Origin of the sequence: Nostoc sp. (genome assembly GCF_036916655.1) — a bacterium.
Classification (GTDB): Bacteria; Cyanobacteriota; Cyanobacteriia; order Cyanobacteriales; family Nostocaceae; genus Nostoc.
The window spans coordinates 36474-49021 of the sequence record NZ_JBALFY010000066.1 but is presented as its reverse complement, the minus strand read 5'-3'; the positions used below and the strand labels follow the sequence as shown (position 1 = coordinate 49021).

General features: G+C 41.1%; 8 protein-coding genes. 4 read left to right on the top strand and 4 right to left on the bottom strand.

What is annotated here, in order from left to right; translation table 11 throughout:
* Window positions 1-49 precede the first annotated feature (49 nt).
* The 3 genes from V7L31_RS17535 to V7L31_RS17525 all read right to left on the bottom strand — a co-directional run bounded on the left by V7L31_RS17535 (window position 50) and on the right by V7L31_RS17525 (window position 8856).
* A complete protein-coding gene (locus V7L31_RS17535; RefSeq protein ID WP_334697419.1) occupies window positions 50-688 on the bottom strand; it encodes a Uma2 family endonuclease in 639 nt (212 codons plus the stop codon).
* A gap of 137 nt (window positions 689-825) precedes the next feature.
* Window positions 826-2709, bottom strand: a complete 1884-nt coding sequence (locus V7L31_RS17530; protein ID WP_334697418.1) for a sensor histidine kinase — start codon at window positions 2707-2709, stop codon at window positions 826-828.
* A 186-nt stretch (window positions 2710-2895) separates the two neighbouring features.
* Window positions 2896-8856, bottom strand: a complete 5961-nt coding sequence (locus tag V7L31_RS17525; RefSeq protein WP_334697417.1) for a trifunctional serine/threonine-protein kinase/ATP-binding protein/sensor histidine kinase — start codon at window positions 8854-8856, stop codon at window positions 2896-2898.
* Between the two features lie 194 nt (window positions 8857-9050).
* Between V7L31_RS17525 and V7L31_RS17520 the strand changes: the two genes are divergently transcribed.
* From V7L31_RS17520 to V7L31_RS17505, 4 genes are all read left to right on the top strand, one after another.
* A complete protein-coding gene (locus V7L31_RS17520; protein WP_334697416.1) occupies window positions 9051-9776 on the top strand; it encodes a pyridoxine 5'-phosphate synthase in 726 nt (241 codons plus the stop codon).
* Window positions 9777-9991: 215 nt separating this feature from the next.
* Complete coding sequence (locus tag V7L31_RS17515; RefSeq protein WP_334697415.1) at window positions 9992-10711, top strand: SnoaL-like polyketide cyclase; 720 nt, start codon at window positions 9992-9994, stop codon at window positions 10709-10711.
* Between the two features lie 69 nt (window positions 10712-10780).
* Complete coding sequence (locus V7L31_RS17510; RefSeq protein ID WP_334697414.1) at window positions 10781-11110, top strand: MgPME-cyclase complex family protein; 330 nt, start codon at window positions 10781-10783, stop codon at window positions 11108-11110.
* Between the two features lie 227 nt (window positions 11111-11337).
* Window positions 11338-12003 (top strand): hypothetical protein, encoded by a 666-nt coding sequence (locus V7L31_RS17505; RefSeq protein ID WP_334697413.1) that lies wholly within the window; start codon window positions 11338-11340, stop codon window positions 12001-12003.
* A 57-nt stretch (window positions 12004-12060) separates the two neighbouring features.
* Here V7L31_RS17505 and V7L31_RS17500 read toward each other — a convergent pair whose 3' ends face one another.
* The gene (locus V7L31_RS17500) at window positions 12061-12516 is read right to left on the bottom strand and encodes a divergent PAP2 family protein (RefSeq protein WP_292849622.1); all 456 of its coding nucleotides are present in this window, start codon (window positions 12514-12516) and stop codon (window positions 12061-12063) included.
* Between the last annotated feature and the right edge of the window lie 32 nt (window positions 12517-12548).

Here is a 12548-nt window from a genome sequence, read left to right as displayed (position 1 = left end):
CTAAGGTTTAGCCCATTCTGACTCCTGAATTCTGAGTTCTGAATTCTTCTTATAAATTATTCTTGACCCAATCTCGAAAATTACGCATAGCTTGACTTCTACCAATTGTTAAACACTGCTGAACATACTCATTGACTAATTCAACAATTGGAATATTAGGAAAATTAGGACTAGATTGAGATTTAATATATTTTCCCTCTTGTAATAATAAAATTTCTAAACCTTGTTGTGTATGTCGCCAAAGTTCAGGAACTCCTAAAATTTCATAATTATCAAATCTAGTGCGAGAAGTAATATCAATTTCGATTGCTAAGTCTGGTGGTGGATCTATATTTAAATCAATGCGATTTTTCCCAATGATTGCAGCTTGATTTTGAATATAAAAACTGGTATCTGGTTCTACTGCTTGCCCCATTCTCTCATTTTTTAGTGTTGTGGAACCAAAAGGCTCAAAATCAATTTGGAGTTTGTCTAATAAAACTCTTACTAACTCACCAATATATTCTTTATCTTTTTCGTGTTCTGGTAGGGGAAGCATAATTTCTAACCAGCCATGACTATAAGAAATACGTGCGGCCCGCCTTTCTCCCATTTCTGTTAAAATATTTTCTAACTGCTGCCAACTAATATCTTGGAGCAACATTTGTTGACCAGGTTTTACAATAATTTGTTGCAGTTTTAAAAGCATATCACCTCAGAGAGTTGATGTAGCAATGATTATATGTATGAGATGGAATTTCCAAATCAACTTTCTTAAAGTATATCGCCTCTGAATATGAGTTTAGTAATTAGCAAAAATCAATAGTTGGAAAAATATTTTTATCATTAATTTTTCCTTGTTAAAGGAATACGGATGGTAAACTCTGTACCATATCCGGGGGTAGAGTCAACTTCAATAGTTCCTGCATGTTTGTCTACAACAATTTGATAGGCGATCGCCATTCCTAATCCGATTCCTTTGCCTACTGGTTTTGTAGTAAACATGTGGTCAAATACCCGATGCTTCACATTCTCGCACATCCCAATACCATTATCGGAAATTTGAACCATCGCGTAATTACTTGATTTGTCAATTTGGGTTTGGATCTTAATTTGATTAGGGTTGGTTTTAAGTTCTTCAATACTCCGTTTTTGGCTAGCTTCTTCCAAGGCATCGATTGCATTTACCAGAACATTCATAAACACCTGATTCAGGCTGCCTGCGTAACATTCTACTAGGGGTAAATCACCGTATTTCTTCACGATCTGAATTTCTGGTAGATTGGGTGTGGCTGTGAGACGACGATTCAGAATCATCAGAGTGTTATCTAATCCTTGATGAATATCTACAAATTTCATATCTGCTTCATCAAGGCGCGAGAAATTACGCAGTGACAGCACAATTTCACGAATCCGCTTAGTTCCCACTTGCATTGATGCCATTAGCTTGGGTAAATCTTCTGCCAGAAACTCAATATCAAGGTCTTGGGAGCGATCGCGAATTTCCGGTGTAGGATTTGGGTAGGTTTGTTCATAAAGCTTTAGTAAATCGAGGATGCCTTGGCTGTATTCATTGGCATGGTTGAGGTTGGCATGAATAAAATTAGCAGGATTATTAATTTCGTGTGCCACCCCAGCAACCAATTGTCCTAGACTAGACATTTTTTCGGTTTGGATGAGTTGAGATTGGGTATTTTGTAATTCTTTCAAGGTTTTGCTGAGTTGCTGCGCCTGCTGGCTAGAAATCAAAGCGCGATCGCGAATCTGTTCATATAGTTGCACCTGTCGCCATGCACCGATCAACCCCACCACCAGCAATCCTCCCAAAACCGTAGCTAACAGGTTCAACGCCTGCAATGGCGATTCAATATTTTCTTGTGGCACAATCAACGCTACTGACCAATTTGCCTCTCTGAGGGGTGTGTAAGCAACATAGCTCCATTTACCATCCAATTGAGTTAATTTAATGTTTGTACGTTTAGCCACCATTTGTTGAGTAATTTCAACTAACTTGGGATTGGGTGAATTGAGAAAACTTTGGGCGGCTTTTTCGGGTGTGCCGATTAGTTCTATATTGGGATGGGCAATAGGAACTCCTTGAGAATTCAGTGCAAAGGCATAGCTACCTTTACCTTGATGTAAATTGCTGATTACCTCAACTACCCGATTAATTTCAATCCCTCCCAACAACACACCTGCTGGCTTTGTACCTGTTTTGGCAAAAATTGGCGAACTAATCTGAACCTGTAACCGATTGCTTGTGCGGCCAATAATTGGATCGGCGGCTACCGTTTCACCCGCCATACTCCGCTGAAAAAATTCTCGATCTTTAACATTGGGACGACCCCCTTGAGTATTAATTAATGCACCATCCCGTGCTATCAAAGCCATGAGCAAAAACGTTTGCAGCCGCTTCACCTCAGATTGCAAGTAAGGTTCCATCACAGACCAATCTAGCGATCGCACCACTGGAGAATTTGCCAAAGTTTTAATTTCTGTCTTCCGAATAGCTAACCAATTATCAATATCATTTTGACCTTGCTGTGTTTTTAACAGTACTTGCTCTTTCAGACTATCAAGCAATAATCCCTTAACAATCTTGTAACTAGTGATTGCGGTGGCGCTAATACTAATGGACAGAATCACCACAATTGATAACAATATTATGCTTCGCGAATGGTATTTCAATGAGTAGTAATCTTTATCAGTTTTATCATACCGTCGTGGCATGATTTCCAACCATACTTTCCGCATTTTAAGTATCATTATTGCTTGATTCCAAGTTAAAATTCAAAAGGCAAAAATCAATAGTGCTGATTAAACCAAAAATTACTTAGCACTGGCTCAACGCCCCGCTACCGCTAACAAAACTCATTACTCATCACTCATTACTCATTACTCATTACTCATTACTCATTACTGTTGTTGAGTAGAGATTTGAATAACAAACTCTGTGCCCTTTCCAAGTTCGGAAGTGCAGGAGAGTGAACCGCCATGTCCTTCCACCACAATTTGACGAGCGATCGCTAATCCTAACCCAGTGCCTTTTCCTACAGGTTTGGTAGTGAATAGATGGTCAAATACTTTTTGTTTAACTTGTGGTGACATTCCTACCCCATTATCAGCAATCTTAATCAAAATGTGCTGACCTGAGTCTGCTAAACGAGTTTCAATGGTGATGCAATTGGGGTTAGCGAGAATCGCTTCCAAACTATGCTCTGAATTGTATTGTTCAAGTGCATCAATGGCATTTGCTAACAAGTTCATAAATACCTGATTAAGTTGTCCAGCAAAGCATTTTACGAGGGGGAGTTTGCCGTAATTCCTAACTACCTCAATTGCCGGACGGTTTTCGTTAGATTTTAAACGGTGTCTGAGAATCAGAATAGTGCTGTCAATACCTTCGTGAATATCAAAGGGAACTTTATAATCCTTATCGGCGCGGGAGAAGGTTCGCAAACTGGTACTAATACTGCGGATACGGCTAACACCCAATTTCATCGAATCTAGCAATTTAGGTAAATCTTCGCGTAAATAATTCAAATCGATGGCATCAATTTCATCTTGAATATCTGAACCAGGATTAGGAAATTTCTCTTGATAAAGGTTAATTAGTCCAAATAAATCTCTAACATAATCTTTAGCTGGTTCTAAGTTGCCAGCAATGAAGCCCACAGGATTATTGATTTCATGGGCAACACCTGCTACCAAATTACCAAGGGCAGACATTTTTTCACCTTGTACCAATTGCAATTGCATTGTTTGGAGTTCTTGCAAAGCTTGTTCTAATTGTTGCTTTTGCTCTTGCAGCAATTGTTGTGCTTCATGACGTTCGGTGATGTCTTCAGACGTGCCAAGGATGCCAAAAATATTTCCTTCTCGATCTCGTAAGGGAATTTTATTTGTATTCGACCATGTTTGTTTTTCGTCGACTTTTTGGATGGTTTCAATAATGTTTAGTTCAGCTTGTCCAGATTCCAAAATGCGGCGATCGCGCTCTACATAATAATCTGATTTTCCCCGAATCCAGGGAAGGTCGTAGTCTGTTTTACCAATAACATTTTCTGGCACTCCTACACCCGAAATTTCAGCAAATTTCTGGTTACATCCTAAATAAACACTATTGCGGTCTTTCCAGAAAACATACTGAGGGATATTGTCGATAATTAACCGCAAGCATTCTTCAGTCTGCCCAAGATTTTCGAGGGTATCTTGTGCTTGCTGATAAAGTCGGGCATTTTCTAGGGAGATTGCAGCTTGAGTACATAACAGATTGAGAATTTCAACGCGATCGCTTGTAAATGCCCCTGTAGTAAGATTATTTTCTAAATATAAAATTCCCAACAGTTTGCCTTGATGCAAAATCGGCGTACACAGCAAGCTTTTGGGTTGCTGACGAATGATGTAGGGGTCAGCTATTAGCACCGGATGCACTGTTGCATTGATGATGACGGTAGGTTGTAGGCTGCGTTTGACGGTGTAAATTAGGCTATGGGGAACGTCTGCGCTATCTTCTACAAAAATGGACTGTAGAACGGTTGATAGTTCCCCAATTTTGGCAGTGGCCTCAATTAGCAATCTATCTTCTTTAAGAAGTAGTAACGCACACTTATCTGCACCTGCATTTTCAATCACCACTTGCAACAGCTTCGTAAGTAATTTATCTAGTTCAATTTCACTAGAAAGAGTCTGAGAAGCTTTGAGAACTGCTGCCAAATCTAGCATTATTGATGCACTACTGCTAGAAGTTACTGATTTATTAATACTTGGGTGTAAGGTAGCAATGCTGTTAACATTTGCGATCGTCTCATTGGGCGTGAATAGCGATAATCTTTCAGAGTCGCTTCGGGAACGCGTCTGTTGTAAGATAGGAGCCAGCAATTGTGGATAACGCTGTTCTAGTTCATCAACTTTAGTTTTAGCGCCCCAGCGAGTGTAACAATAGTAAGCATTAATCAAATATTCTTGGGCAATGCGTTCTTTACCCCATTCTAAATAAAACTTGGCTGCGAGTTCATTGGCGAGAGCTTCTTCGTTGAGGTATTCGTTTTCTTTGGCTTTGGCAATGGCGCGATCGTATGATTCAATTGCATCCATATACTTGCCAGAAATTCTCGCTATTTCGGCAGATAATAATAGATATCGATGTAGAAAGTTTTTTGGGCAATTATTCGCCCAGTTTTTCTGGGTTTGTTGATGCTCTCGAATAATATCCCAATACTGTTTTTTCTTCTCTAATGTTGCATTAGGATAGAGAGCTAACAAGCTGAGGGGATAATAGAAATGATACTGAATAATTGGAAAAAAGCCAGAGTTGACTGCAAGAGTTTTATCAGCTTCTTCTGCCGCTTTCACAGCATCTTCATAACGACCATAAAGGTACGACAATTGAATTTTGAGAAAGCAGTACCAATTAATTCCATGCTCAAAGTTATTCTTCTGTCTCCAAACTTCTATGTAGGGAGTATCATCACTATTGTAATCATCTAATAAATCGGTACTTTGAGATATATCTTGCAAGTTTAGTAGAAACTGCCGTTGTAAAGTAAAAGCATACAGCATATTTGTATCATTTACCTGCTGCACATAGCTCAGATATTTTTCAGTCTCGGCGTAGACATCTGAGAGGCGATCGCCCTTAATTAACATTGCCCAAATCAGAAACGAAACTGCCCAGACACCAAACACCAAATTTCCAGTTTCTTGACATACTTGGAATGATTGCTGAGAAAGTGGCAAATTTGTTTTTAAGTGCTGATTATAAGGATTAATCGTATGTGCAAAGATATTATTCGTCTTAAAAATAAATTGGGTACTATTGAAGTGACGATCGAGTTTTAGTGCTAATGTACCGAACTCATAAGCAGTTTGATAGTTTCCTTGATTTGCCAAATTCATTCCATACAGACAATAAGCAAAACCAGAGCTTTCTGCATTCCCATATTTCAACGATAAACCGATCATTAATAAAGGAGCCAAGCAACTGAGATGTTGATCTCCTCCCATATAAGCGGCTGCCCAAACATCAGCTAAAAGTCCCATGCAGACCTTCTTTTCTGGATCTGTCATCTCAGGCAAATCGAATAAATCTCCTATCTGAACTGTTTGAAGTTTAGTCTTTAATTCTTGAAGTTCAGTTTCGATGGCAGCTTGCTGTTCTTCAAAAGTAACAGGCAAAGGCATCCCCATGATGCTCAAACCTTTCAACCCAGCTTTAAAGCCAGCTTCGATATTTTCGCCCTGAGTCATTTTCAGGTACATCTGAATTCCATAAATATCTGCTTTTTCAAACTTATCTTGGCTATGATTTAAAGCCAGGTTGAATAATGTCTCAGCTTGGTTAAAGTTGCCAGTTAGATATTCACATTCCGCCGATTCTCGATATAATTCAAACGTTAGTTGATAATTAGTTAGCCAACTGTCCTCTATTAGCAATTCTCTGCCTAATGTAAAATATTTCACGGCTGCTCGATAAGCAGTAGAAGCTTTGGCTTTTTTTCCAGCAATTAGATTCAGTTGAGCAAGTTCATATTTCTGGGATTGTTCATCAATTATATCAATTCCCTCATTTAACTGATTAACAATATCAAAAATATTGGCTTCAAGGTCTTCAGTTGGTGTACTGCTTAAGAGTAATTGCCCAATTTTTAGATGAGTTGCTTTTCTTTGTGATTCAGGAATTAAAGAATAGGCAGCTTGCTGAACCCGATCGTGGAGAAATTTGTAAGAGCAGGAATCAGCAAAACTATGTTGCTGAAATTCTGAATTCCGAATCCTGAATTCGGAACTATCTTGATAAAACTTGTAAACTTCATTGGTAGGAATAATCAACCCATCTTGCACAGCCTTCCAAAAGTCTGCGGCTGTTTCTAGCTGGGATTTTTCATAGACGATCGCTAATGCCGCTAAATCAAATTTGTTTCCTACACAAGCTGCTAATTTCAAAACTTCTTGAGTTTCGGTTGATAACTTCTGAAGTTGAATTGCCATAAACTCTACTACATCATCGGTCAAAGCGAGCGATCGCACCTGAGCAATATCACATTCCCACCCCCCTTTACTTCCCCCCTTAGCAAGGGGGGACTGAGGGGGGTTAAATGTAATTAGTTGATCTTGATGTAGCGCTTTGAGAAACTGGGTGCTGAAAAAAGGATTGCCTTTGGTTTTGCTCAACACTAACTCTGTTAACGGTGCAGCTAATGCTAGGGAGCAACTCAATGTATCTGCAACCAAATGATTGATAGAAATCTGCTCAAGGGGAGCTAAAGTAATCGTATTGACTGTAGCATCTAACTTCTGAATCTCTTCTAAAGTCAGCATTAGCGGATGTACTGGGTTGACTTCGTTATCTCGATAAGCACCAATTAAGAGTAGATAGCCGATGTCAACTTCGCTCATTAACAAGTGCATTAACTTTAAAGAAGCAGCATCTACCCATTGCAAGTCATCAATAAAAATTACCAATGGATGCTCTGATGCCGTGAAAACTTGAGTGAATTTCAAGAACAGCAAATTGAAGCGATTTTGTGCCGCACTCCCAGAAAGTTCCGGTGCAGGAGGCTGTTTCCCAATCATACTTTCTAGTTCTGGAATCACCTCAATCATCACTTGTCCGTTCTCACCCAAAGCAGAGAGAATTTTAGATTTCCATTGCTCGAATTGAGCGTCAGTTTCACTCAGCAGTTGCCCAATTAAGTCTCGGAAGGCTTGTACAAAAGCAGAGAAGGGAATGTTGCGCTGGAATTGGTCAAATTTACCTTTAATGAAATAACCCCGTTGCCTGACAATTGGCTTGTGGACTTCGTTAACTACAGCAGTTTTACCAATCCCAGAAAAGCCTGCTATCAGAATAATTTCACTGCTTCCCTGACTGACTCTCTCGAAAGCATCTAATAAACTTTGAACTTCAGCTTGGCGACCGTAGAGTTTTTCTGGGATGATGAAGCGATCGCAAATATCTCTTTGGGCAATCGGGAAACTCTCAATTCTACCCGTGTTCTTCAGTTGCTCCAAACATTTTTCTAAATCATACTTTAGCCCTAATGCACTCTGATAGCGGTCTTCAGCATTTTTCGCCATCAATTTCATCACAATGTCACAAAGAACCTGCGGAATTTCCTCTTCCCTCCCGCCCTCTGCCCCCTGCCCCCTGCCTCCTAATTGATCCGGTTGCTTGGCGATATGACAGTGAACCAACTCCATCGGATCGTGAGACTGAAAGGGTAGGTGTCCAGCCAGCAGTTCAAAGAAGGTAATACCAAGGGAGTAGTAATCACTGCGATAATCAATTCCGCGATTCATCCGCCCGGTTTGTTCCGGGGAAAGGTAAGCGAGAGTACCTTCTAAGACATTAGGACTGTAAATTTCCTGAGTTTCTCTGGGTAAAAGAGAAGCAATGCTAAAGTCAATTAACTTGACTTGCTTGGTTTCTGGGTTAATGAGGATGTTGGCAGGCTTAATGTCTTTGTGGATAATCCGATGATGATAGAGTCCATCAAGAATATTGCTCAGAGCGATCGCAACATCCAAGAACTCTGTCAAAGTATATTGGTTGTCTCCCATTTCCCTGTTCATCCAATCTCTGAGGGAAATGCCGCCAAAATCCTCCATCACCAAAGCATAGCTGTTGCGGTAAGGTTCCAGACTGTAGGGACGAACAATACCAGGTAGATCAATATTTTTAGCGATCGTGTACTGATTACGGAATAACAGCAGTTCGTTGAAGGTGGGATATTCTTGCTGAAATAGTTTGATCACAACCGGAAGTTGATCGGCCTCTCGAATTCCACGGTAAACCAAGGTTCTAGAGCCTGCATAAAGTTGCTCACTAATTCGATAGTTCAAAAGCTTGTCCATCGGCTCAACTGCTTTATTCATAACTCGATCAACTCTTGTGAAATCAGCTATTTATTTAAAGTAGTCTGCCCAAAAACCAGCTTTTTCTAACTCAGTTTTCTTTTAGGCGTTGCATTTAGCCTGCGTGATATATCATCTGTAGCTTCTCAAGCAAAACTCCCACTATTTCCGGTAAAATCAAGTTCTGAGGACTGTGGATTCGGGAGAAACTTGGGGTGCCTACACTTGGCGTTAACATTGACCACATTGCCACCATCCGGCAAGCACGGCGGACGGTAGAACCAGATCCCGTAGCAGCGGCGGTGCTGGCAGAACTAGGCGGTGCAGATGGGATTACAGTACATCTGCGCGAAGATCGGCGGCATATCCAAGATCGGGATGTGCGGATATTGCGGCAAACAGTGCGATCGCATCTGAATTTAGAAATGGCCGCTACAGAAGAAATGCTTGCGATCGCTCTCGATATCAAACCAGATTACGTGACTTTAGTCCCCGAAAAACGCGAAGAAGTCACAACAGAAGGCGGATTAGATATCATCGGGAAAATTGCTAGAATAGGTGAAATCGTCGATAAATTGCAAAGCGCTAATATTCCAGTTAGTTTATTTATCGATGCCGAGCCATCACAAATCGAAGCATCTGTCAAGGTACAGGCGCAGTTTATTGAATTGCACACCGGACAATACGCTGAGGCTAAAGATGAAACAAATCGCCACCGAGAATTAGCCGTATTAGCTAAAGGTTGTGAACAAGCGATTCAAGCTGGATTGCGAGTCAACGCTGGACACGGACTCACCTATTGGAACGTCTATCCCGTGGCTGCGCTTCCAGGCATGGAAGAACTGAATATTGGTCATACCATCATCAGTCGGGCAGCATTAGTAGGTATAGAAAGGGCAGTCCGCGAGATGAAAGAAGCTATAAGGGGGAATGGGGCATAGGGCACAAGAGCAGAGGGGCAGAGGGGCAGAGGGGCAGACGGTAAACTTACTGCAACTTCTCCCCTGCTCCCTAGCTCCCCTGCTCCCCTGCTCCCTAGCTCCCCTGCTCCCCTGCTCCCCTGCTCCCTGTCCCCTGCTCCCTGTCCCCTGCTTTAAAAAGAGGGTTGTCACTGCGAAATCTAGAAATTGGCATCAAATCTTCAGCAAAAACTTCTATGAGCGCAACACAATCTAACAACCTGCCGCTTTGGGTACAGGATCGAGATCAGGTGATAGCAGAAAGCACTGATGTCGAGTGGCGCTATCAGACACCGCCTGATTACTCCCGTTCAAAAGAGAATCTCGCGAAAGAAAGTATCTACAATCACCTTGAAGGTACACTAGAAGCGATCGTGCAAAACTTAGTGCGAACCTTAGAGATGGAGGTATCCTTCAAATCTAACCCACAGCAGTGGTTATCTATTGTGAATGACAAGTTTCGCGTGAGTACCAATGGCGGAGTAGAATATACCGCAGCAGATTTATCAGCCCAAGGTACTTACAATCTATTTATGGCTGATTCAGAGCATTACAAGGCTTCAGAAGAAAGCTTTGAATCATCCGCAAAACTCTTCCACACAACATTTCCCCAAGGATTTCCTTGGGAAGTAATGGAAGTTTACTCAGGGCCACCGAATGTAACATTCAAATGGCGGCATTGGGGACATTTTAAAGGAGAATACAAAGACTATGCACCGACTGGAGAGACAGTAGAAATTATCGGCATGACTATTGCAAAAGTTACCGATGACTTGAAGGTTATTTCCTTAGAACACTACTTTGACAATAGTCTGTTCTTGGAAAAGCTAACATCTGGTGGCAAACAGACAAATGCTGAAAACCAGAAAAGTGCCTGTCCGTTTAGTTCTTGGTTCAAGAAATCCCAAAAAAGTTAGTTTTTAAGGGTGCAGAGTGCAGTACTCTGTACCCTTAATTTATTCACATAGTAACTACAAAGGATGAAAATGCAAACATATTATTACGTTTTGGCTAGTCAACGTTTTCTTCTCCAAGAAGAACCGATACAGGAAGTTCTCAAAGAGCGCACCCGTAACTACCACGAACAAGAAAAACAAATAGATTTTTGGTTAGTTGAGCAACCAGCTTTCTTGGAAGCACCACAATTTAAAGAGCTAAAGGCGAAGTGTCCTCAACCAGCAGTGGCGATTATTTCTACTAATCCCCAATTTATTACTTGGTTAAAACTGCGTTTAGAGTACGTCATCACTGGAGAATTCCAGGCTCCTTCTGAGGCAATACCAGATGCTTTGGCATCGTTGGCTACCGTATCTTAGTGATTGGGCATGGGGCATAGAGAAGAGACAAGGTAGGCAAGGAAGAGGGGGGAGATAAGGGAGAGACTTGTCCCCTTGTCCCCACTCCTCATTCCCTAATTTTATTTTTGAGTAACAAAATATATTTTTTTTGATACTCTTTTTATACCTATACTGAACTAACTAAGTTTTGATCTTTTTTCTTATAAAATCTTCTAAGATACCTTGATTTACATAATCTAACTTTTGTGCATAGATTTCAGACTTTACCAAGTGTTTTAGGATTAGCAATTGCAGGGTTGATTGGTGGCACGAGTTCTGTCTTTGCCCAACAAACCATTCCCCTTTGTCAACCACCAAATCCAGGCGAGTATCTTTTATTAGTAGTCAGTCCTACAGCGAATAATCAAAAGCAGTTACGTAGTGCCTTACCACCTGAACTTAAAACTATCACCTGCAAATATCTCAACGAAACTGTGACGCGAGTAGGTGGCTTTAACAAAATCGATGATGCTAATCGTTGGGCAAGATATGTCAGTAATATTGTTGGCTTGTCTGCCATAATTACCACTCGACCAACAACAGCAGATGTGCAAGCCGTACAACCACAGGCACAGCGACAGCCACAGCCACCTCAGCAGACAGTTAGCTATAATCCTCAAGCTTTAGGAGAGGGTTATGCAGTGTTGGTAGATTATTACAACCGCCCAGAACTCGTAAATAGTGTGCAGCAAGCAGTTGGAGGTAACGTCGGCTTTGTTTCTTATGGACAACGCCCTTACTTGTTGGCAGTTTACACTACTAACCAAAGTGAAGCTTACAACACATTGCAGAAGCTTAACAATGGCGGTTTTGTTGCCAGCATTGTAGATAGTCGTAAGGTGATTCTGCTGCGCTCAACTGTGCGATTGTAGTCATTAGTCATTAGTCATTAGTCATTAGTCATTGGCTAATAAACTGTAGACTATTGACTAATAAGCAGACCTCGCTAACCAATATATGGTTATACCCAAAGCTGCTCCAGCGATTACCTGAACTGGTGTATGTCCGAGTAATTCTTTGAGACGGTCTTGGCTAAAGTCTGGTTTTTCATGAAATAATTCATCAATCATTTGATTGAGAATACGAGCTTGTTTGCCAGCCGCTTGGCGAACTCCGGCTGCATCATACATGACAATAATGGCAAAAATCATCGCAACGGCAAAGTCAGGAGATGCCCAACCCAGTGTTTGCCCGACACCAGCAGCTAGAGCCGTAACTAGAGCCGAATGGGCACTAGGCATACCTCCGGTTGTTACCAAAACACGTATATTCAGTTTGCGATTTTTGATGATTTCGATTACGAGCTTTAATGCTTGAGCAATTAAACAAGCTACCAGAGCAACCAGCAGCACGCGGTTGTCTAAAATGTTGCCTATGTCCTGCATGGTATTTTGGTTAGGTTAGTAAATATTAGCAG